Annotated in this window: 17 protein-coding genes; 7 read left to right on the forward strand and 10 right to left on the reverse strand. The window is 68.8% G+C overall.

Translation table 11 applies throughout. From position 1 onward, the window contains the following. Positions 1-197 precede the first annotated feature (197 nt). The 7 genes from QMG61_RS11965 to QMG61_RS11995 all read right to left on the reverse strand — a co-directional run bounded on the left by QMG61_RS11965 (position 198) and on the right by QMG61_RS11995 (position 6,730). Complete coding sequence (locus tag QMG61_RS11965; RefSeq protein ID WP_283494553.1) at positions 198-884, reverse strand: response regulator; 687 nt, start codon at positions 882-884, stop codon at positions 198-200. A 4-nt stretch (positions 885-888) separates the two neighbouring features. Beyond that, positions 889-2,310, reverse strand: coding sequence for a sensor histidine kinase (locus QMG61_RS11970; protein ID WP_283494554.1), 1,422 nt, complete (start codon positions 2,308-2,310; stop codon positions 889-891). Positions 2,311-2,433: 123 nt separating this feature from the next. Further along, a complete protein-coding gene (locus QMG61_RS11975; protein ID WP_283494555.1) occupies positions 2,434-3,912 on the reverse strand; it encodes an amidohydrolase in 1,479 nt (492 codons plus the stop codon). Further along, a complete protein-coding gene (locus QMG61_RS11980) occupies positions 3,909-4,556 on the reverse strand; it encodes an FMN-binding negative transcriptional regulator (RefSeq protein ID WP_283494556.1) in 648 nt (215 codons plus the stop codon). The genes QMG61_RS11975 and QMG61_RS11980 overlap by 4 nt, the downstream gene beginning before the upstream one ends. Before the next feature lie 42 nt (positions 4,557-4,598). After that, the gene (locus QMG61_RS11985) at positions 4,599-5,588 is read right to left on the reverse strand and encodes an Fpg/Nei family DNA glycosylase (protein ID WP_283494557.1); all 990 of its coding nucleotides are present in this window, start codon (positions 5,586-5,588) and stop codon (positions 4,599-4,601) included. A 1-nt stretch (position 5,589) separates the two neighbouring features. Continuing rightward, the gene (locus QMG61_RS11990; protein ID WP_283494558.1) at positions 5,590-6,078 is read right to left on the reverse strand and encodes a ribose-5-phosphate isomerase; all 489 of its coding nucleotides are present in this window, start codon (positions 6,076-6,078) and stop codon (positions 5,590-5,592) included. A 49-nt stretch (positions 6,079-6,127) separates the two neighbouring features. Further along, a complete protein-coding gene (locus QMG61_RS11995; RefSeq protein ID WP_283494559.1) occupies positions 6,128-6,730 on the reverse strand; it encodes a mycothiol-dependent nitroreductase Rv2466c family protein in 603 nt (200 codons plus the stop codon). Positions 6,731-6,970: 240 nt separating this feature from the next. Between QMG61_RS11995 and QMG61_RS12000 the strand changes: the two genes are divergently transcribed. Next, on the forward strand, positions 6,971-8,515 hold the full coding sequence (locus tag QMG61_RS12000; protein WP_283494608.1) for an MFS transporter: 1,545 nt from the start codon (positions 6,971-6,973) through the stop codon (positions 8,513-8,515). Positions 8,516-8,941: 426 nt separating this feature from the next. On the opposite strand, the gene QMG61_RS12005 is transcribed toward QMG61_RS12000, so the two are convergent. Then, entirely contained in the window at positions 8,942-10,483 is a 1,542-nt protein-coding gene (locus QMG61_RS12005) for a DUF222 domain-containing protein (protein ID WP_283494560.1), read from the reverse strand. A 200-nt stretch (positions 10,484-10,683) separates the two neighbouring features. Here QMG61_RS12005 and QMG61_RS12010 point away from each other — a divergent pair, with 200 nt between their 5' ends. The 6 genes from QMG61_RS12010 to QMG61_RS12035 all read left to right on the forward strand — a co-directional run bounded on the left by QMG61_RS12010 (position 10,684) and on the right by QMG61_RS12035 (position 19,722). Beyond that, positions 10,684-12,192, forward strand: a complete 1,509-nt coding sequence (locus QMG61_RS12010) for an SDR family NAD(P)-dependent oxidoreductase (RefSeq protein ID WP_283494561.1) — start codon at positions 10,684-10,686, stop codon at positions 12,190-12,192. Positions 12,193-12,324: 132 nt separating this feature from the next. Continuing rightward, on the forward strand, positions 12,325-13,566 hold the full coding sequence (locus QMG61_RS12015; protein WP_283494562.1) for an MFS transporter: 1,242 nt from the start codon (positions 12,325-12,327) through the stop codon (positions 13,564-13,566). A 91-nt stretch (positions 13,567-13,657) separates the two neighbouring features. Next, positions 13,658-16,201 (forward strand): aminopeptidase N, encoded by a 2,544-nt coding sequence (gene pepN / locus QMG61_RS12020; RefSeq protein WP_283494563.1) that lies wholly within the window; start codon positions 13,658-13,660, stop codon positions 16,199-16,201. 134 nt (positions 16,202-16,335) lie between these two features. Then, the gene (locus QMG61_RS12025; protein WP_283494564.1) at positions 16,336-17,559 is read left to right on the forward strand and encodes a mechanosensitive ion channel family protein; all 1,224 of its coding nucleotides are present in this window, start codon (positions 16,336-16,338) and stop codon (positions 17,557-17,559) included. Further along, complete coding sequence (locus QMG61_RS12030; RefSeq protein WP_283494565.1) at positions 17,549-18,013, forward strand: globin; 465 nt, start codon at positions 17,549-17,551, stop codon at positions 18,011-18,013. The genes QMG61_RS12025 and QMG61_RS12030 overlap by 11 nt, the downstream gene beginning before the upstream one ends. Positions 18,014-18,045: 32 nt before the next feature. Next, the gene (locus QMG61_RS12035) at positions 18,046-19,722 is read left to right on the forward strand and encodes an FAD-binding dehydrogenase (protein WP_283494566.1); all 1,677 of its coding nucleotides are present in this window, start codon (positions 18,046-18,048) and stop codon (positions 19,720-19,722) included. Positions 19,723-19,868: 146 nt separating this feature from the next. Here QMG61_RS12035 and QMG61_RS12040 read toward each other — a convergent pair whose 3' ends face one another. After that, complete coding sequence (locus QMG61_RS12040; RefSeq protein ID WP_283494567.1) at positions 19,869-21,230, reverse strand: flavin monoamine oxidase family protein; 1,362 nt, start codon at positions 21,228-21,230, stop codon at positions 19,869-19,871. A gap of 48 nt (positions 21,231-21,278) precedes the next feature. Next, positions 21,279-22,769 (reverse strand): NAD-dependent succinate-semialdehyde dehydrogenase, encoded by a 1,491-nt coding sequence (locus QMG61_RS12045; protein ID WP_283494568.1) that lies wholly within the window; start codon positions 22,767-22,769, stop codon positions 21,279-21,281. Positions 22,770-22,794 lie beyond the last annotated feature (25 nt).

Consider the following 22,794-nt stretch of genomic DNA (forward strand, 5'->3'; position numbering starts at 1 on the left):
TCCTCCCTCCGCGGGGTGTCTGCGTGCCGGGCGGGGGTCTTGCGGGGGTCGTTCGCCTCGAGGGGCTCGATGGTCTCGACGAGCTCGACCACCGGCGTTCGGCTCGACCACCGGCGTTCGGCTCGACCACCGGCGTTCGGCTCGACCACCGGCGTTCGGCTCGACCACCGGCGTTCGGCTCGACCGCCGCGGGACGGCTAGTGCCGCAGGAAGGCGAGCACCGCCAGCACGCGACGGTGATCCGAACCCGAGTCGTCCAGGCCCAGCTTCTGGAAGATGGCGGTGACGTTCTTCTCGACCGCGCCGACCCCGATCACGAGCGCGGAGGCGATCCCCGCATTGGTGCGCCCCTCGGCCATCAGGCCAAGCACGTCCCTTTCGCGCGGGGTGAGTGCCGCGAGCGGGTCGGTGCGCCGGTTGATCAGTTCGCGCACCACCTGTGGGTCGAGCACCGTGCCGCCGGCGCTGATCCGGGTGACCGCGTCGGTGAGATCGTCCAGCGACGCCACCCTGTCCTTGAGCAGGTAGCCCATCCCGCCCTCGCCCGCGGCGAGGAGCTCGTGCGCGTAGGTCCCCTCGACGTACTGGCTGAGCAGCAGGATGCCCACCGACGGCAGCCTGCGGCGCAGTTCCAGGGCGGCTCGCACACCCTCGTCCCGGAAGGTCGGCGGCATCCGCACATCGAGCACGGCGATGTCCGGTCTCAGCCGGTCGGCCTCGGCAAGCAGGGACTCGCCGTCACCGTAGGAGGCGACGGTCACGAAGCCGGCCTCGTCGAACAACCGGATCAGTCCCTCGCGCAGCAGAAGCGAGTCTTCGGCCAGCACCAGACGCAACGGTCGGTGTGCGGGGGCGGCATCCGTCACGAGCTCTGGCTGGGTCACCTGTTCAGGATAGAACGATCGAGCCGGGCACCGTTTGAGTCAGCGGGATGTGCGCCCCAACGGCGGTCGGCCCGCCGGCGGGGCTGGTGATCGACAGCACCCCGCGCAGGCCGCGCAGACGCTCGTCCAGGCCGCGCAGGCCGTGCGAGTCGGTCGGAACGGCGCCGCCGACGCCGTTGTCGATCACCCAGAGGTCCAGCCAGGTGGTGTCTGAGTCCGGCACCCGCCGAAGCGCCAGGTGCAACCGGATGCCGCTGGCCCCGGAGTGCTTGGCGGCGTTGGTGAGCAGCTCGGACGCAGCGAAGTAGGCGCTGCGTTCGATCTCCGACGGGAAACGCATCGCGGGGTCGACGGTCAGTTCCAGCCGCACGGGGATGGTGCTGCGGGCGGCGAGCGACTCGAGACCGGCGATCAGGCCGCGATCCTGGAGGATCGGCGGCACCAGGCCACGGGACAACGCCCGCAACTCCTCGAGGGTGTCGTGGGCCTGCGCCCGGGCCTCGACGAGCAGTCCGCGGGCGGCCGCGGGGTCGGTGTCGAGCTTGCGTTCGGCGCTCGCGAGATCCATCTGCAGGCGCACGAGCCGCTGCTGCGGTCCGTCGTGGATGTCACGTTCGAGCCGGCGCAGGGACTGGTCCTCCGCGGAGACGGCCGCGCCCCGGGACGCACTCAGGTCGGCGACCTCACGCTGGAGGGCCTCGGAACGCCAGGCTCCGAGCATGCCCCAGGCGATGAACCGGTGCAGGGCAGTGAAACCCCGGGTGATCAGGGGCAGGGTGGCGAGGAAGACCACGCCGAGCATGAGCTGCAGCAGGCTCTCGCCGAGGAACGGCTCGATGGCGAGGGTGCTGCCCGGCAGCATCCAGTCGGTCAGGGTTTGGTAGAGCCAGACGGTGCCGGTGTCGTCGGTGGGCAGGAACCGGCCCCAGAACCAGTAGCTGATGCCGCCGAGGCCGATCGACAACCAGACCACGGTGACAGTCCAGCTGATCACGCCGACAATGAAGTTGACGATCATTCCGTGCAGCAGGTAGAGCCAGTAGTGCCCGTTGACGAGCGGGCCGAGCACCGTGCGGAGCGGCGTTGCCGGTTCGCCGACCGGGTCCCAGCGCGGCCGGGTGACCGGGGCCTGGCCGGCCCAACGCAGCCTGGTCAGTTCGAACAGTCCGAAGCCGCGGGCGATGTAGAGGGCGAGCACGACGATGAACAGGCCGACGAAGATCGCGATCATGCCGGTGCCGGTGAAGAACACGGTGCTCAGCACGGACAGTCCGACGACGACGATCGGCAGGGTGGGCAGCAGGAAGCCGAGCTCCCGTGGCACCCGGCGCCAGAGCGCCCCGTAGCCGCCGGAGCGGGAGACAGGCTGCTGCGTGCTGCTCTCCATCAGGTCGTCCCTCGTCGTGGATGTTGCGGTCTCGCTCATTGTTCTCCTTCAGCCAGTGTGCCTGCATCGAGCATTCCGGGAGGGAGGGACCGCCGAAATCCGGCAGGCAACCGGATGCGCACGGGGGGAAACCCCCGGCAGGCCCGGCTCAGGCGTGCCGGTTCAGGGCCGGAGCGTGTCGTGCGTGAACCGGCCGGCGAGGAGCGTGGCGGCAACGGGCATCCGCCTGAGGTCGGCGACGGAGGCGACGAACGGGTCGATCTCGCAGACCGCCAGGTCGGCCGGCTCGCCGACCGCGATCGTGTGCCGTCCCCGGGCGGATGCGGCGAGCGCCGCCTGTCGGGAAATCGCCTGCCCCGGTTCCCACGGCTCACGGTCTCCGCGCGTGCGGCCGACCGCAGCGGCCATGGTGACCCACGGGTCCAGCGGCGCGACCGGGGCGTCGCTGCCGAGGGCCAGGCTCGCGCCCGCGTCGAGCAGGGCCTTGAGCACGAACGCCCGCCCGGTGCGACCGGCCCAGTAACGGTCGGCGACGTCCCGGTCGTCCAGGGCGTGCTCGGGTTGCACGCTGGCCACAACCCCGAGGGCCGAGAACCTGGCCACGTCACCCTCTCGGAGCAGCTGGGCGTGTTCGATGCTCCCCGTGCAGCCGACCTCGGCGAAGGCGTCGAGCGCGAGGCTGTTCGCCCGGTCGCCGATGGCGTGCACGGCCGGTCGGATGCCGCTGGCAGCCGCCAGGCGCATCAGAGTGACGAGCCGGTCAGCCGGCACCGTGAGCAGCCCGTGCGCGCCGGGCTTTCCCTCGAGCCCCGGGTACTCGTCGAAGCAGTAGGCCGTGCGGGTATTGAGCGACCCGTCGGTGATGACCTTGAACGGGCCCATCCGGGCCAGCCCTCCGGTGCCGTCGAGCGCGGCCCCTGTGCGCAGCCCGAGTGCGATCGCCTGATCGAGGTGCTGGCTATAGACGCTCGTCTCGACCCGGAGCGCATTGATCCCCGCGGCGATCCGGCGCTGCCAGTCCCCGGGGTTCCAGGCCATCTCCATCTCCACGATGCCCACCACACCGCGGGCGGCCGCGGCGCGCGCCGCCGTGTCGACCCAGCCGTCCATGATGTCCTCCGGCACCGTGCCGAGAGCCTTGACCACGGCGAAGGCGTCATCCTCACGCAGGAGACCGGTGGGGTGATCGGGGAAGCCGTGCGCGGCGAGCGCCGCCGAGTTCAGCCAGCAGCTGTGCAGGTCACCGCTGACGAGCACCACTGGCACGCGCGCTGATGCGGCGTCGAGCACGCCTCGACCAGGGGCATCCGGCCACAGTCCGTCGCGGAACCCGAAGCCCACCAGTGTCTCGCCCGGCGCAACCGCGGGGACACGGCCACTCACCAGCGTGGCGACCTCGGCCGCACTCGTCGTGCCGGACAGATCGAGGCGGCGTGCGGTCTGCGCCCACTGGCTGAAGTGCACGTGGTTGTCCCACAGCCCGGGGACCAGCCAACGCTCGCCGAGGTCGATGCTCTCCCCCGGCGCCGAGCGGTCCTCAAAGCCGATCCGTCGGATCACCCCGTCCTGGATGCTGACATCAACTCGTTCGTCGCTGCCGGGGAGGCGGGCATTCCGCAGCGTGAGCGTGTTCCCGGTCATGAGAGGTCACTCCCCTCGGCCGCGCCGTGCACCCGGCGCATCTCGGCCGCCAGTGCAGGGCTGGCGTACGGCCCCGAGCCCTCCAGCTCGGTCATGATGCGGGTGATGGTCTCCAGCGGCTTGTTCTGGCTGAGCTTGCTCTTGGCGACGACCCGGGTCACCCGCAGCCTGAAGCCCACCGTCCCGGCGGAGATGCGGGCGGCGTAGGCGGCGTTCTCGCTCGTGGCGTTCAGCCGCCGCGGCACCGGCATCCGATCTTCGAAGTGGTCGACGAGCCGGTCGAGCACCTGGAGATTCTCGGTGTCACTGAGCAACTCTGGAACGCCGTAGAGGTGCGCGGTGATGAAGTTCCAGGTGGGAACGGCCGGTGAGGCGTCGTACCACCCGGGTGAGATGTAGCCGTGCGGGCCCTGGATGACCACCAGCAGCTCGTGCCGGCCGAGCTCGTGCAACTGCTCGTCCGGACGGCCAACGTGGCTCAGGAGCACTATCTCGTCGCTGTCCTCGTCGAGAACGACCGGGTAGTGCGAGGCGACCAGTTCCCCGTCGGAGGTGTGACTGATCATGGTCGCCCAGGGATTGTCCCGCACCAGGCGCCTGATCTCGGCCGGGTCGTCCAGCACGAAGGAGGGAGTGTGTCTCATCTGGAGGGTTCCTGTCTCTTGGAGCGGGTACGGCCGGGCAGGTCAGGCCTGGCAGCGCGGGCAGAAATAGAGTTTTCGGGCTCCCATTTCGGCGAGGGTGATGTGTGTACCGCACACCCGGCAGGGCAGGCCTTCACGCTTGTAGACCCAGTGCCGGTCGGCACGGTTCTTCATCGCCGCCCGCCACTCGTCACCGGCGAGGTCGTCCATGGTCATCATCTGTCCCGTTTCAACCCCGATGCGCAGCAGGTGGGCCCAGTCCTTCCAGAGCCCGCGCACGGTGTCGTCGCCGAGCGACTTCCCCGGGGCGTAGGGGTTCACCCTGGCTCTGAACAACAGTTCGGCACGGTAGACGTTGCCGATGCCGCTGACGACGGACTGGTCCATCAGCAGGATTCCGATCGGGGTGGGCTTGCGACGCACCACCGCGGTGAATCTGTCCTCGGCCACGGGGCCGTCGTCGAGCAGCGGGTCCGGCCCGGCCTTGTCCATCACGGCCTGCACCTGCGCCGGGTCGAGCACCTCGCAGGCCGTCGGCCCGCGCAGGTCCGCCGACACGGTGTCGGTGAGCAGGCGCACCCGCACCTGCCCGACCGGTTCGGGCGGGAACGTCTCCAGCCGGTCGATCTCCTTCTCCTGCTCGGCCATCCTCACCCGGGTGCGACGCGGGGCTCCGATGCTGTGCATCGAGTTCTCCCCGGCCGAGTCGAGCACGACCGGGTCGAGGTCGGTACCGCGCTGGTTGGTCTGGCCCATCCGTCCGTTGGCCGAGGCGATCGTCGCATCCATCAGGATGTCCCCGGCGAAGTCCCAGGCGCCGTACATCCCCAGGTGCACGCGCAGCCAGAGCCCGTTGTCGAACTCGAGGAACATCTGCTTGCCCACGGCCCGGGCATCCGTCATCACGTGGCCGTTGAGGAGTGCTGCACCCTGGACGAAGCGGCCCTGCGGCGACGACAGATTCACCGTCCGGCCGACGAAGTTGCGGGCGAACTGGCGGGCGATGCGATGTACGGAGTGGCCCTCTGGCACGCTAGCGCACGATGTTTTTGCCGGCGATGTCGCGGGTCGTCTCGTACTCCCCGAGCTGGCGGATGCGGCGCACGTGCCGCTCGTCGGCGGAGAAGGGCTCGGCGATGAACGCATCGATGAACGAGATCGTTTCTTCGATGGTGTGCTGCCTGGCCCCGATCGAGATGACATTGGCGTCGTTGTGCTCCCGGGCGAGCGTGGCGGTGTTCAGGCTCCAGACCAGGGCGGCCCGGGCTCCGACGACCTTGTTCGCCGCCATCTGCTCGCCATTGCCTGACCCGCCGAAGACCACGCCGAGCGCCTCGGTTCCCGCGGTCTGGTCGTTGACGACCGCCTGGGCCGCGTTGATGCAGAATGCGGGGTAGTCATCCAGCGCGTCGTAGCTCTGCGGTCCGTGGTCGACCACATCGTGGCCGGCCTCGGTGAGGTGCTCGATGAGGTGCCGGCTGAAATCGAGTCCGGCGTGGTCGGTGGCGATATGAATGCGCATAACAGGAGTCTATTTGTCGGGCCACGCCTCATCGGGCGCCGTCGCGCGCTCAGTCGAAGATGGGGTCGACCGTGCGCGTGCGCTTCATCTCGAAGAAGCCGTCGTAACCGGCCACGGCGACGACGCCGTCCCAGAGCGCGAGCGCCTGCTCGCCCTGGGGGGCCGGGGACACCACCGGGCCGAAGAAGGCCACGCCGTTGACCGCGATCACCGGGGTGCCAACGTCCTGGCCGACCCGGTTGATCCCGTCGAAGTGGCTGGCCCGCATCTGCTCGTCGTACTCGGTGCTGTCGGCCCAGTCGGCGAAGGAGGCGGGAAGACCGACCTCCGCCAGCGCGGCGGGGATGACCTCGTCGGGCTGGGTGCTGCCGCCGGGATGAATGCGGGTGCCGAGGGCGTCGTAGAGCGCCTTCACGGTCTTCTGGCCGTGCAGCTCCTGCGCGGCCTGCACCAGGCGCGTGTACTTCAGGGCCCTCGGGAAGAAGGCGCGGTACTCGTCGCTGACCTCGTTGCCCTCGTTCAGCACGGCCAGGCTCATCACACACCAGGTCACCTCGAAACCGCGCGTTTCGGCAACCTCGGCGACCCAACGGGACGTCATCCAGGCCCAGGGGCAGGACGGGTCGAACCAGAACTTCACGGAGTCAGTCATAGACCCCAGCCTAAGTGTCGGATCCAGCGCAAAGCCTCCGCCTGGGACCAGACGTCGGGCCGATGCAAAGGCCTGTCCAGAGCCCCTATCCCCGACATAAATTCTGTTTGACGGCGCTTTTGCGCTAAAATTGGTCTTTATGCCCGAAACCGGGCCCTATTTCTTCGTTAGCTAGTCATCTCCACGAGAGAAGCCAAATTGCCCAGATCCACCAGCCCCACCGCTCCGAAAAAGGATGCCATAAGCTCCCCGGGAAAGCTCAAGAAACCCCTCCTGCCGCGCCGCTTAAAGGTCTCCCACGTGAACGTGGTCGACCAGTCTCGCCTCAAGAAGGCGCTCGGCGGAACCATCGTCGGTAACACCATGGAGTGGTACGACGTCGGTGTGTTCGGTTACCTGATCACGACCATGGGCCCCGTTTTCCTTCCTGAGGCCGACAAGACGGTCCAGACACTGTTCCTGCTCGGCACCTTCGCCGCGACCTTCATCGCCCGCCCGCTCGGCGGGGTCTTCTTCGGCTGGCTCGGCGACAAGATCGGCCGCCAGAGGGTGCTGTCGATGACGCTGATGCTGATGGCTGCGTCCACCTTCGCGGTCGGTCTGCTCCCGAGCTACGCCATGGTCGGCATGCTCGCCGCGGCGCTCCTCGTGTTCACGAAGCTCGTCCAGGGCTTCTCGACCGGTGGTGAGTACGCCGGCGCCACGACGTTCGTCAGCGAGCACTCCCCAGACAAGCACCGCGGATTCTTCGCCAGCCTGCTCGACATGGGCAGCTACCTCGGCTTTGCGATCGGTGCCGCGCTCGTCTCGATTCTCCAGGTCACCCTGGGTCAACCCGTCATGGAGGAATGGGGCTGGCGTCTGCCGTTCCTCATCGCCGGACCGCTCGGCCTGATTGCCATCTGGTTCCGTCTGAAGATCGAGGAATCCCCGACCTTCCAGGCCACCCTCGACGCCAAGGAAATGGCAGCTTCCGATCCGTCGTTCAGCGACGAGTCCACTGCGTCCAACGGCCCGCTCAACACGTTCAAGGCCCACTGGCGCGGCATCATCGTTGCGATGATCCTCGTCGCTGCGGCGAACTCCCTCGGCTACGCCCTGACCTCGTACATGCCGACGTACCTGACGGCGACCAAGGGCTACGACGAGTTGCACGGCACGTTGCTGACCATCCCCATCCTCGTGATCATGTCGCTGTGCATCCCGCTGGCGGGGCGCCTGTCCGACAAGATCGGCCGCCGACCGGTCCTCTGGATGGGCTCGGCCAGCGCCGTGGTGCTGTCCATCCCGGCATTCATGCTGATCGGTGTCGGCGAGATCTGGTCCACGCTGCTCGGCCTGGCCTTGATCGCCCTGCCGGTCACGTTCTACGTCGCAAACCTTGCCTCCGCTCTGCCGGCGCTGTTCCCGACCGAGAGCCGCTACGGGGCCATGGGCATCGCGTACAACTTCTCGGTTGCCATCTTCGGTGGCACGACGCCGTTCATCATCGCGGCACTGATCGCGGGCACCGGCGACGACATGATGCCGGCCTACTATCTGATGGGCACATCCGTCATCGGCGGGATCGCAATCTTCTTCCTGCGTGAGTCTGCCGGACGGCCGCTTCTCGGCTCGATGCCGAGCGTGGACTCGGTCTTTGAAGCCCGCGAGCTGGTCGCTACCCAGGACGGCAACCCTGACCTCGACACCGACGAAATGCCGTTCGATCACACCTATGAGCCGCCGACGTCCTCGATCGAGCTTCCGGTGCTGGACGATGAGCCCGAGCCGCTCAAGGTCTAATCGCACCACCGAACCACCCAGCTGAAAGTATCGGGCCCGATCACTGATGTGGTCGGGCCCGACCCCTTTATCGCCCGGCTCATCCCCTCATCGATCCCGCCCGCTGGTCGAGCCCCGGTCGTCGAGCCCCGGTGGTCGAGCCTGTCGAGACCCGGTGACCCGGTCGTCGAGCCCCGGTGGTCGAGCCTGTCGAGACCCGGTGACCCGGTCGTCGAGCCCCCGGTCGTCGAGCCCCCCGGTCGTCGAGCCCCCCGGTCGTCGAGCCCCCCGGTCGTCGAGCCTGTCGAGACCCGGTGACCCCGGTGGTCGAGCCTGTCGAGACCCCAGGCCAGGGTGGTCGACCCTCCGGTGTTCGAGCCCCCGGTGGTCGAGCCTGTCGAGACCCGGTGACCCGGTGGTCGAGCCTGTCGAGACCCCAGGTCAGCGTCACCCTGCGCGTTCGGCCTTGCTCTTCAGCGGGATGAGGGTTTGGTTCGGGTCAACCGTGATTGGCGGTTTCAGCCAGTACGCATTGCCCTCTCGGATGATTTTCCAGCCCTGGTTGTGCAGTAGCAGGTGGTGGGGGTGGCAGAGGCAGGTTCCGTCGGCGGTGTCGGTGGTTCCGTCGAGTGACCAGTCGTTGAGGTGGTGGGCTTCGGTCCAGGAGGGTGGTCGGTCGCAGTCGGGCCAGACGCAGCCGCCGTCACGGACCGCGATGGCTGTGCGTTGTTGTTCGGTAAAGAGTCGTTGTTCCCGGCCGACGTCTAAGGCTTGGCCGGTGTCGTCGAAGAGGATGCCACGCACCCCGGTGTCGCAGATCTGCCGTTCGACGGTGGCGAGGGAGATCGGGACGGGGCTGCCTTCGAGGTAGCCGTGCCCGGTCGGGGCGATCGGGGCGGTCGGGGCGGCCGGGGCGACCAATATGTCTGCGGGGCGAATTCCCTGTCGGGCGAGGTCGGTCTGGGTGACGATGACGCGGACGGCGGGGCGGCGGCCGCCGAGCATCCGGCCGGGGTCGACTTCGCTGCCGAGCTTGAGCAACTGGAGGAAGGCGTCTGCGGCGATCTGTTCGGTGCTGCGGGGGTCGTCCTGGATTCGTTTGGCCCAGGCGGCACGTTTCTTGTCGACGAAGCGCACCCCGCCGCGCCGGGGGCTGGTGAGGGCGTCGTAGGTGGAGAGGACGAATTCGCCGTCTTCGGGGGCGAACAGTCCGTGCAGACGTATTTTGCCGTCGCGGAGGCGGTAGACGCGCAGGTACCGGTCGTCGTGAGCCTGCTTTTCGCGGGCGGCGATGCCGGCCGTATCGAGGTCGTCGCGCAGCCGCCTCGCCCGGCGGAAGCACTGGTCCGCGTTCAACCCCGCCGACTCCGCGAGCAGGACGGTCAGGGCGGCCGTGAGGCGCTCGGCTGTCACGGCGGTGTCGATATCGCCCAGGCCCTGACGGATGGACTCGGCGGCGTCGACGGAGAGGGTGCCGGCGGCGACCGCGCGGGCGATCGGCGCCTGCCACGGCGCGGGCGTGTCCGTGGCGGCTGGTGATCCCGTGGGGCCGGTCGGACTCGCGGGGGGTCTGAGTAGGCCCTCAGGGCCGGGCGAGCCCGGATCTGTGTCCACGGTGGTATCGCCGGGTGTGAGCGTCTGCTCGGCCTGCCGGTCTGCGGCTTCGGTGCGGGCGAGCATCGTGCCCACGGCGACGAGCTTGAACGCCTCATTCTTGCTCGAGCCGGTGAACTTCTGGATCATCGCCTCCGGGGAGAGGAAACCCTGCTGCGCGGCCAGGCCCGAGTGGCCCAGCTCCGGGCGGGAACGACGGGCGATGCTGCCGGCCATCCACGCGGCGCAGGTTTCCAGGAGACGGCGGGCGGTCGCGATGTCACGCTGCCCGGCCAGGGCGGCGGCATCCGAGAGGGCCTCGTAGTCGGTGCTGGAACAGCCCAGACGGGCGACGGCGTCTGCCGCTTGTCTGAGTTGTTCTGCCGGGGTGGTCATAACATGATTTTAGCAAGAATGGAACACAGATGTGAGAGCTTGTCACGTCTTGTGGATAAGTTTTCGAAGGTTTATCCAGTGGTCTCGACAGGCTCGACCACCGTGGCGGCTCGACCACCGGGGCGGCTCGACCACCGAGCGGCTCGACCACCGGGTAACGGTCCGACGATCCCCACCAGCGGGCGACGTAGAATTGACGGATGAGCAACGCGCCTTCGACCGAGCCCGCACCCTCGACGCAGGCAGCACCCACCATCGACCCACACGACCTCGAGGTTGCCCTCCGCGTGCTCGCGTCGCTGAGCACGATCGACCCGGACGACCCCGATTTTGTCACCGTGCGCCAGGCCACCGCGAAGATGTTCAAGTCGGTCAAGATCGTGCGGCGCGGCGAAAAGCGTCAGGCGATCGCGGATGCCGACCGTGAGGTCATTGCGGCGACCGCCACGGGCGCGCCCACCCGGATCGACGACGAGACGATCGGCGCCCAGCTGCGGCTCGGCACGACCAAGGCCTCGGCCGGCGAACTCCTCGTGGCCCGCCCCTGCTACATCTGCAAGGAGCGTTACACGCTCGTCGACGCGTTCTACCACCAGCTCTGCCCGAGTTGCGCGGCGATGAGCCACGCCAAACGGGATGCCCGCACCGACCTCACCGGCAAGCGAGCGCTGCTCACCGGTGGCCGCGCCAAGATCGGTATGTACATCGCGCTCCGACTGCTTCGTGACGGCGCCCACACCACGATCACCACCCGGTTCCCGCGCGACGCCGTCCGCCGATTCAGCGCCATGCCCGACTCGGCCGACTGGCTGCACCGGCTGCGCATCGTCGGGATCGACCTGCGCGACCCGGCCCAGGTGATCGGCCTGGCCGACTCCGTCGCCGAGGCCGGCCCGCTCGACATCCTGATCAACAACGCGGCCCAGACCGTGCGGCGCTCCCCCGGCTCTTACTCCATGCTGGTGGATGCCGAATCCTCGCCGCTGCCCGACGGCAGCATCCCCGAGATCGTCAGCTTCGGCCACACCAACGACGCGCACCCGACCGCTCTGGCCGCATCCGTGACCAGCCACCCGATCCTGGCCGCCGCGGCCACCGGCTCGGCCTCCTCCGTGCTGACCGCCGACGACCTCACCGCGCTTGCCCTCGCCCCTGGCTCCTCCTCGCTCGAACGCCTCGCCGCAGGCACCGCCATCGACGCCGGTGGGCTCGTGCCCGACCTGCACGAGGCCAACAGCTGGACCGCAAACGTCGAAGACGTCGACCCCCTCGAAATGCTCGAGGTGCAGCTCTGCAACACCACGGCACCGTTCTTGCTGGTCAGCCGCCTGCGGGCCTCGCTCGCGGCATCCGAAGCACGGCGCACCTACATCGTCAACGTGTCGGCGATGGAGGGCGTCTTCGGCCGCGGCTACAAGGGCCCCGGTCACCCGCACACCAACATGGCCAAGGCCGCGTTGAATATGCTCACCCGCACCAGCGCCAAGGAGATGCTCTCCGACCGCATCCTGATGACGAGCGTCGACACCGGCTGGATCACCGACGAACGCCCCCACCCGACCAAGGTGCGGCTTGCCGAGGAGGGTTTCCACGCCCCGCTCGACCTGGTTGACGGCGCGGCCCGCGTCTACGACCCGATCGTGCGCGGCGAAGCGGGCGAGGACCTGTGCGGCGTCTTCCTCAAGGATTACAAGCCCGCCGCCTGGTAGCACCAACGACTGCGGCGTCCAATCGGCTATGGTGGCCGGATGCTCCCCCTGTGTGATTAGCGACCGGCTCGTCTCTTCGATCACCCGGTTCCGTCAGTCGCGCCCGGCGCGCACAATCTTCGGAGTACTTCCATGCCCTCACCCTCGGCGTCCCGTCCGCCCTCAGGCCCTCCCCTCGCCAACCGTTCGGGCTACGCCGCCGTGCTCACCACTCCGGGCGTGCCATTCCTCTTCGCCAGCGCCCTCACCGGTCGCTTCGCCTACGCGCTCGTCGGCCTGCCGATGCTCCTCTCGGTCCATGCCTCAACCGGGTCATACGCGGTCGCCGGCGCGGCGATGGGCGCTTACGGAGCCACCGCCGGATTCCTGGCGCCGCTGCGGGCCCGGCTGATCGACCGGTTCGGGCGCCGACGGATGCTCCTCTCGCTGGCCATCGCCTTCGCCACCGCCCTCGGGCTGCTCTCGCTCGCGACCGGAGCCGGCGATTCCGCGTGGCTGAGCATTTCACTGGCCGGCCTCGTCGGCGCCGTCGCTCCTCCGCTCGGTCCGATCATGCGGGTGCTCTGGGCGGCGCTGGTACCCGCACCCGGGCTCCTCCGGAAGGCCCTCAGCCTCGATGCCGTACTCGAGGAGGTGCTCTACCTGGCCGGACCCGTGCTCGCCGGCACGATCCTGCTCTGGACCGCCCCCGGAACGGCCCTGTTCGTGCCCGCCGCCCTGATCCTGGTCGGGACGGTGCTCATGGTCACGTCTCCGGGCATGCGCCCCGGCCCAGATACCCCAGCGGCCGGTGACCGGCTCCGTGGCGGTGCGCTCCTCACCGACCCGCGGTTCGTGGCCCTGCTGTTGCCCGTGCTCGCGGCCGGGGTTCTCGTCGGCACGGTCTATGTCGCCGTGCCCGCCCTGGTGAGCGGGCCGGACGCTGCCGGCTCACCGGCCGGCGCCGGGATCATTCTCGCGCTCTTCGCCGCCGGAAGTGCCGTCGGCGGCCTGGTCTACGGCGCCGTGCGCACAAGCTGGTCGGCTCGGCGCCAACTCCTCCTGCTGACGGGGATGTTCCTGGCCGGTATTGCCGCAGCGGGCCTGGCCACGTCCCCCGTGGCGCTGGGCATCCTGATCGCCCTGGCCGGGCTCTGCCTGTCCCCGATCATGATCGTGGCCTACCTCGCCGCCAGCGACTTCGGCCGCGGCGGCCGAGCGACCGAGGCGACAACCTGGGTCAACACGGCCCACAACGTCGGGGCCGCAGCCGGCAGTGCACTGGCCGGGGTTCTGATCGAGACCCAGGGCGCCGGCTCCGCGTTCTTCGGGGCCGCCGTCATCGGCGGCGCCATACTCGTTCCGGCCCTGCTCATCCGACGGCCTCGATCGTGAGTTTTCCGCGCCTCGCTCCCAATAGTGGCTAGGCTTGATCGTCGTGCGACCGGAGCCAGAAGCCCCGGTCGAAACTGAGATGGAGAATACGTTGCCTGGAGAAAACCTCACCCGGATCGAAGCCCAGGAGCGCGCGGCGCTCATTGCCGTTCGGAGCTACCTGGTGGCTCTCGACCTCACCACCGGTGCGGAAACGTTCGGCAGCACGACCACCGTGGAGTTCACGGCCACGCCGGGCTCATCCACGTTCATCGACGCGATCACCAGCACGGTGCACTCGGTGACCCTCAACGGCGTCGCCCTCGACCCGTCCGCCGTCAGCGACGGCATCCGGATTCAGCTCGACGGCCTGGCCGCCGAGAACACCCTGACCGTCGTCTCCGATGCCAGCTACACGAACACCGGCGAAGGCCTGCACCGTTTCGTTGACCCGGTCGACAACGAGGTCTACCTCTACAGCCAGTTCGAGGTACCCGACTCCCGCCGCGTCTTCGCGGTGTTCGAGCAGCCCGACCTCAAGGCCACCTTCACCTTCACGGTCACCGCTCCTGGGGCCTGGGAGGTCATCTCAAACTCGGTCACGCCGGAGCCGACGGATGCCGGAAACGGCGCCAAGACCTGGGCCTTCCCGCCCACCCACACCATCTCCAGCTACATCACGGCCCTTGTCGCCGGCCCGTACTCCGTCGTGCGCAGCTCCCTCACCTCCAGCGACGGGCGCACGATCCCCCTCGGCCTGTTCAGCCGCAAGAGCCTGTTCCAGTACCTCGACTCCGACTACCTCTTCGAGAAGACCCGCCAGGGCTTCGCCTACTTCGAGGAGAAGTTCAACTACCCGTACCCGTTCGACAAGTACGACCAGATGTTCGTGCCGGAGTTCAACGCCGGCGCGATGGAGAACGCCGGCGCGGTCACCTTCACCGAGACCTACGTCTTCCGTTCCAAGGTCACCGACGCCATCAAGGAGCGTCGCGTTGTCACCGTGCTGCACGAGCTGGCGCACATGTGGTTCGGCGACCTGGTCACCATGAAGTGGTGGAACGACCTCTGGCTCAACGAATCGTTCGCCGAATGGGCGTCGACCATGGCCACCGCCGAGGCGACGGAGTGGACAGAGGCCTGGACCACCTTCGCCGTGATGGAGAAGAGCTGGGCCTACAAGCAGGACCAGCTCCCCTCGACGCATCCCATCACCGCCACGATCAACGACCTCGAAGACGTGCAGGTCAACTTCGACGGCATCACCTACGCCAAGGGCGGATCGGTGCTCAAGCAGCTCGTGGCCTGGGTCGGCCGGGACGAGTTCTTCGCCGGGGTTGCCTCGTACTTCGCCAAGCACGAGTGGGGCAACACCGAGCTGAACGACCTGATGGTCGAGCTCGAGGCCTCCAGTGGCCGCGACCTGACCGAATGGACCAGGCTCTGGCTCGAGACGGCCGGCGTGAACACGCTCCGCCCCGAGATCACGGCCGATGAGACGGGCATCATCACCGGCTTCACCGTGCTGCAGACCGCCGCCGCCGACTACCCGACGATCCGCCCGCACCGCCTCGCGATCGGCTTCTACGACCTGGCCGAGGGCACCCTCGTGCGCACCCACCGGGTTGAGATCGACGTCGACGGCCCGCGCACGGATGTCGCCGAGCTCGTCGGCCTGGCCCGCCCGGCCCTCGTTCTGCTCAACGACGACGACCTGGCCTACGCGAAGATCCGCCTTGACGACGCGTCGCAGGACGTCGCCCTGGAGAACCTCTCCTCAATCGAAAGCCCGCTCGCCCGGGCGATCGTCTGGGGCGCCATCTGGGACGCCACCCGTGACGCCGAGACCGCGCCGCGCGATTTCATCAGCCTCGTGCTGGGCAACGTCGCGACAGAAACCGAGTCGACCACGCTCCGCACCGTGCTCGGCCAGGTCGTGCTGGCCGCGACCTACTATGTCGCCGAGGAGCACCGCGCGAACACGGTCATCGAGGTCGGGGACGCGCTCTGGTCCCTCGCCCGGCACGCCGAGGCGGGCACCGACGCGCAGTTCCAGTTCGTCAAGTTCTTCGCCTCGGTCGCCTCCACCGCCAGCCACCTGGCGACTGTCGCCGCGCTGCTGGACGGCTCCGCGCCGCTGGACGGCCTGACGATCGACACCGACCTTGCCTGGGAACTGCTCATCGCGCTCGTCGCCGGCGGCCAGGCCGGCAGCGCCGAGATCGACGCGGCACTGGCCAATGACAACACCGCGACGGGCGCCCAGTCGGCCGCCCAGGCGCGTGCCGCCATCCCCACCATCGAGGGCAAGCAGGCGGCGTGGGCATCGCTGATCGACGTGGACACCGCGCCGAACACCATCGTGCGTGTGACGGCGGCCGGGTTCCTCCGGGCGAACGACAGCACGCTGCTCGAACCGTTCGTCGACCAGTACTTCGCCATGCTGCAGTCCGTCTGGGAGTCGCGCAGCTTCTCCATCGCGGAGAAGCTCGTGCTGGGCCTGTACCCGTCGCCGCTGGCCAACCAGGCCCTGGCCGACGCGACCCGGGCCTGGCTCGACGCCAACCCGGAGCCGCTCGCGCTGCGCCGCCTGCTGATCGAGAACCTGGCCGGGGTCGAGCGCGCACTCGCCGCGCAAGTCAGGGACGCCGGCTAACCACGAGGAATCCCGCTCGCAACATCCGCACCCCCCGCCACCGCCCACTCGGGCGGGGCGGGGGTGTCTGCGTCTGCCCGCCGGGCCGGGGGGCACAGCTTCGACCCGACGGCCGTCGATAGACTGGGTCGAATATGGACTTCGACGCAATCTGGCTTGAACTCGCCCAATTTTTCACCGTAACCGTGTGGCTCAAGGCCATCAACATCACCGCGATCGTCATCGCGGCCCTCATCCTCCGCTGGGTGCTGCACTTCGTCATCGACCGGGTCGTCGGGCAGATCGTCTCCGGCGTGAAGAAGACCCAGAACGTGATGGACACCCAGGCGCTGAGCGTCTCCCCGGTGGCCGCCGTTCGGGTCGTGCAGCGCAGCCGCACGCTCGGCTCCGTGCTCTCCAACATCATCAACGTCACTCTGCTCATCGTCTCGGTGCTGCTGATCGTGAATGTCGTCAACACCGACATCCTCGGCTCCTTCGCGCTGCTCACTGCCGCGCTCGGCGCCGGGCTCGGCTTCGGCGCCCAGAACATCGTCAAGGACATCCTGAACGGGCTGTTCATGGTCGTCGAGGACCAGCTCGGCGTCGGCGACATCGTCGACGTGGGCTTCGCCTCCGGCGTGGTCGAGACCGTCGGCATCCGGGTCACCCAGGTGCGTGACATCGACGGCACCCTCTGGTTCGTGCGCAACGGCGAGATCCTCCGCGTCGGCAACATGTCCCAGGGCTGGGCCAGGGTCATCATCGACCTCGCGATCCCGTACGCCTCCGACGTTGAGGCCGTGCAGGCCGAACTGCTCCGGGTGGCCAAGGCGCTCGCCTCCAGCCGCAAGTGGCGTCCCGTCATCCTGGAGAAGCCGGAGGCCTGGGGGCTCGAGTCGATCTCCGCCGAGGCCCTGGTCGTGCGCATCGTGGTGAAGACGCGCGTCTCGGCCAAGTGGGACTTCGCCCGCGACCTCCGCCTGCACCTGAAGAAGGCACTCGACGGGCTGGGCACCGGCCTGACCCCGCTGAACAGCGTCGTGATGGCCGGATCGGATGGCTCGGTGAACGCCGGCGCGATCCCCGGCACCGACGAGCCTTCAGACGCGGCGGCCGAGGCGGCAGCCGCAGAGGCCGACGTGTCCACGGCCCCGTTCACCGCCCCGGTGCCGGTGCGCAAGAAGCCCCGGCTTCCCCGGGGCCAGCGCAAGGGCAACCCGCCGCACGGCGAGGACCAGGAGTCCGGAGGCAAGCCGGCCGAGAAATCAGCCGCCGAGAAGCCGGCCTCGAAGTCCTCCGCCGAGGAGGACGCCGCGAACCCCACCCCGAGTTCACCGAAGTCGACACCAGATCCGGAGATCCGCGATGACGCCTGAGTCCACCCTCCCCTCGGATAGCACTCCCACCCCGTCCCCCGTGCACCTGCGCGACGGCGAGAACGGTCCCGCGATCGGGGCATCCTTCTACGACCAGGTCGGCGGACGGCCCTTCTTCGCGAAGCTCGTCGCCGAGTTCTACCGGGGTGTCGCCACCGACCCGGTGCTGAAGCCGATGTACCCGGAGGCCGACCTCGGCCCGGCCGAGGAACGCCTCACCATGTTCCTTGAGCAGTACTGGGGCGGCCCGGGCACCTACAGCGAGCAACGCGGCCACCCCCGACTGCGCCAACGGCACCAGCCGTTCAAGGTGAACCCGGATGCGCGCGACCGCTGGCTGTTGCACATGCGCGAGGCCGTCGACGGCTGCGATCTGCCGCCGCTGCAGCGGGAGACCCTGTGGGACTATCTGGAGCGGGCCGCTCACGCCATGCTCAACACGTTCGACGAGTAACCCTCTCCCCTTGGCCTGACGATGGAGTCACGATGAGCCCGGTTTCCCCGCACACCGCCAGCACCGAGGCCGATGTCATCGTCGTCGGGGCGGGCCTGGCCGGCCTCGTCGCCACGGCGGAGCTGGTCGCCGCGGGTAAGCGGGTGATCCTGGTCGAGCAGGAACCGGCATCCTCTCTCGGCGGCCAGGCCTGGTGGTCGTTCGGCGGGCTATTTCTGGTCGACTCCCCCGAGCAGCGCCGGCTCGGCGTGCACGACTCCGCCGACCTGGCCCGGCAGGACTGGTTCGGCAGCGCCGGCTTCGACCGCGACGAGGACTACTGGCCGAAGCGCTGGGCGGAGGCCTACCTTGACTTCGCGGCCGGGGAGAAGCGTGCCTGGCTGCACGAGCGAGGCATCCGGTTCTTCCCGGTCGTCGGTTGGGCCGAGCACGGCGGCTACACCGCCCTCGAGCACGGCAACTCCGTGCCGCGGTTCCACATCGTCTGGGGCACCGGGCCGGCCCTGTTGGCCCCGTTCATCGCCCAGGTGCGGGCGGGAGTGGCATCCGGACTGGTCACCGTCTTGCACCGGCACCGGGTCGACGAGCTCATCGTCTCCGGCGGGGCCGTCGTCGGGGTGCGCGGCGGCGTGCTCGCCCGCACCAACGCCGCCCGCGGTGAGGCCAGTTCCCGCGACCGGGTGGGCGAGTTCGAGCTGGCGGCCTCGGCCGTGATCGTGACCAGCGGCGGCATCGGCGGCAACCACGACCTCGTGCGAGCGCAGTGGCCGGCCAGGTTGGGCGCCGCGCCCGAGCACCTGCTCTCCGGTGTTCCGGCGCACGTCGACGGACGGATGCTCGGCATCAGCGAACGAGCGGGTGCGCGGCTGATCAACGGCGACCGGATGTGGCACTACACCGAGGGAATCGAGAACTGGGATCCGGTCTGGGCGGCCCACGGCATCCGGATCCTGCCCGGTCCGTCCTCGCTCTGGCTCGACGCGACCGGCAAACGCCTGCCCGCACCGCTCTTCCCCGGCTTCGACACCCTCGGCACGCTCGAGCACATCCTCGGCACCGGCAACGACCACAGCTGGTTCGTGCTCACCCAGAAGATCATCGAGAAGGAGTTCGCCCTCTCCGGCAGCGAACAGAACCCCGACCTCACCGGAAAGGACCTCTCCCTGCTCGCGAAGCGCATCGCACCGGGGGCGCCGGGACCGGTCGAGGCCTTCAAGGAGAAGGGCGCCGATTTCGTCGTGGCCGACACGCTGCACGAGCTCCTTGCGGGGATGCAGCGCCGCTCACCGGAGGTACGACTCGACTTCGCCCGGATCGAGCAGGAGATCAGGGCTCGCGACCGGGAGCTGGACAACGATTTCACGAAGGATGCCCAGATCACCGCGATCAGGCAGGCCAGGCACTACCGCGGCGACCGCCTCATCCGCGTGGCCGCCCCGCACAAGCTGCTCGACCCGAAGAACGGACCACTGATCGCCGTCAAGCTGCACATCCTCACCCGGAAGAGCCTCGGCGGCATCGAAACCGACCTGTTCGCCCGCGCGCTCGGCCGCGACGGCCAGCCCGTGCCCGGCCTGTACGCGGCCGGAGAGGCCGGCGGCTTCGGCGGCGGCGGCATGCACGGCTACCGCTCGCTCGAGGGAACGTTCCTCGGCGGCTGCCTGTTCTCGGGCCGCACCGCGGGTCGCGCGGTCGCTGCAGCCCTCTAGCTCGCCCACCTCCCCACCTCGCGCACCTCGGGGCGCGCGTTCGAGAATCGGGCGCACGTTCTACCGCGCGCCCACTTCCCTAGCGCGTGCCGCGAGCGGCTCGGCCAGGCGAACCCGGCCAGGCGAACCCGGCCAGGCGAGCGCGGCTAGGCGTGCTCTACCGACGCGACGATCGCCGCCGCGGTCTCCCGACCCATCCGGATGGCGCCGTCCACGTGCTGGTAGCCCTTGCCGGCCAGGTCACTGCAGGAGAACGAGATCGGCCCGACGGGGGTGCGCAGGTCGGCGCCGTACCGGGCCAGGCCGCCCAGGTCGAAGCTGGCCGCATAGGCACCGCGGGTCCATTCCTCGGTGCCCCAGTCGCTCTCGTAGTAGACGACCGGCGACAGCGCCTTCTCGCCGAAGTAGTGCGAGAGCGAGGTGAGGATGCGGGTCTTCCGTTCCTCCGGCGTGAGCGTGAACACCTCGTCGGCGGCCTCGTCGGACACGAAGCCGACGAACGTGCCGCGGGAGTCGCCGAAGTTCGTGTTGTCGTAGGCCTCGTGCACGAGCTCGTAGGGGCTGAAGGCGGTTCCGGAGAGGCCGTCCTCACGCCAGAACGGGGTCTCGTAGACCGCGTGCACCTTGATCACGAAACCCATCGAGAGGTGCTGGTGCAGCTGCTGCTGGCGACGCGGCAGCGCTGGTTCGAAGGAGATCCGGCTGTAGAGAACGGGAGGCACGGCCACGATCACCCGGCGGGCGTGCACTTCGAGGTCGTCGGTGACGGCGACGACCCCTCGCTCGCTCCAGCGCAGGGTGCGCACGGCCTGACCCAGGTGAACGTCGTCTCCGAGTCGTTCGGCGAGGAGGATCGGTACCTGCTGGAGGCCGCCGATGACCCGCTCGTCGAGAATGAAGTCCGCGTCCACAAGGTTGCTGAAGCTGCCGGCGCTGGCCGCCATCAGCAGCGCCTGCAGCGTCGAGAACGCGTAAGCCGGCTTGGTCAGCATGGCGCCGGCAATGTACATGCCGATGTTGTCGCGGGCCTCCTGATCGTCGGTCTCGCCCTCCAGCCAGGCCCCGAATGAGATCTCATCGAGCTCCTTGGCGCGCGGGTGGGTCCACGGGCGGTCGGGGTCCGTCTGAGCCACAAGACCGTCGAGGAGCGTGATCAGGCGGAGAATCTCCCCCTCCGTCTCGGTCGACACCGGGAAGATCTCGCCCTCGAACAGGGTGCGTTCGCCCTGGCCATTGATGTACACGTTCTCGCCCGTGCGGTATCTGGCGAAGGTCTCGAGGCCCAGTTCGGCGATCGTTTCCTTGAGCGCGTCCTGGTCGGGCGAGACCCACTGGCCGCCGATTTCGAGCATGGCGCCCTCGACGTCGTCGGTCCAGAGTCGGCCGCCGACCCGGTCCCTGGCCTCGAGCACGGCGACGGTGAGGCCCGCCTTGCGCAGCTCCGTCGCCGCGGTGAGGCCGGATACTCCGGCACCGATGATGACAATGTCCCGTTCAATCGTGGTCATTTTGTGCTCCCGTGCAGTGTTCGTTGGTCAATCGAGGCTCGATCGGGGTCAGGAGACCGGGATGAGGGTGTACTTCGTCGAGAGGTACTCGTGGATTCCCTCGAGACCACCCTCGCGGCCGAGGCCGGACTGCTTGACGCCGCCGAACGGCGCGGCGGCGTTGGAGACCAGCCCCGTGTTGAGACCCATCATTCCGGTCTCCAGTCTGCCGATCATCCGGTGCCCCCTGGCGAGGTCCCTGGTGAAAACGTAGCCGATCAGTCCGTACTCGGTGGAGTTGGCCAGGCGCACGGCCTCGTCCTCGTCGGCGAACGTGACGATGCCGACGACCGGGCCGAAGATCTCCTCGTGCAGGATCGCGCTGCCCGGCGCGACCCCGGTGAGCACTGTCGGCTCGTAGAACGAACCGGGCCCGTCCGGTCGCACGCCGCCGGCGAGCAGCGTCGCTCCCCGGGTCACGGCATCCCGCACGAGCGCGTCGGTGCTCGCCACTGCGGCCTCGTTGACGAGCGGCCCGATCGTGACGCCCGAGTCTGTGCCGCGCCCGATCTTGAGGGCGGCGACCCGAATGGTCAGCCGGCGGGCGAACTCGGCCGCGATGGACTCGTGCACGATGAACCGGTTCGCCGCGGTGCAGGCCTGGCCGATGTTGCGGAACTTGGCGAGCATCGCCCCGTCGACGGCCTTGTCCAGGTCCGCGTCCTCGAAGACGACGAACGGGGCGTTGCCGCCGAGTTCCATCGAGGTGCGCAGCACGCCCTGGGCGGCCTGCTGGATCAGCTTCCGGCCGACCGGCGTCGACCCGGTGAAGCTGAGTTTGCGGAGGCGCGGGTCGGCGATGATCGGGCCGGCCACCGCGGAGGACTCGCTGGTCGTGATCACGTTGACCACCCCGGCCGGGACCCCGGCGTCCTCGAGCAGCTGCGCGAAGTAGAGCGTGGTCAGCGGGGTGAGTTCGGCCGGCTTGATCACGACAGTGCAGCCGGCGGCGAGGGCCGGGGCGATTTTGCGAGTGGCCATGGCCAGCGGGAAGTTCCACGGCGTGATCAGCAGGCACGGGCCGACTGGGTGCTGCGAGACGACGGTTGTTCCCGTGCCCTCCGGGTTGAGCCCGTAGCGGCCGCTGATCCGCACTGCCTCCTCGCTGAACCAGCGCAGGAACTCGCCACCGTAGCTGACCTCGCCGTTCGCCTCGGCGAGCGGCTTGCCCATCTCCATCGTCATGAGCAGGGCGAAGTCGTCGCGGCGCTCCTGCAGCAGGTCGAAGGCGCGACGCAGAATCTCGGCGCGCACGCGTGGGGCGGTCGCCGCCCAGCTCGCGCTCGCGTCGACCGCGGCGTCGAGGGCGCGGATGCCGTCGGCGGCATCCGCATTGGCGATCCGTTTCAGCACCAGCCCGGTCGCCGGGTCGGTGACCTCGATCGGGTCGCCGCCGCCTGACTGCCAGACCCCGTTGATGTAGAGCCCGTCGGGGACGCGGGCGAGCAGGTCGGTTTCACGGTTGGACACGATGGTCTCTTTCACTGGGTTCTCGCTCATGGGTTTCTGTCGATCGATCGGAGAA

It is taken from the genome of Cryobacterium sp. PH31-AA6, from assembly GCF_030063195.1.
In the GTDB taxonomy this organism is placed as follows: domain Bacteria; phylum Actinomycetota; class Actinomycetes; order Actinomycetales; family Microbacteriaceae; genus Cryobacterium.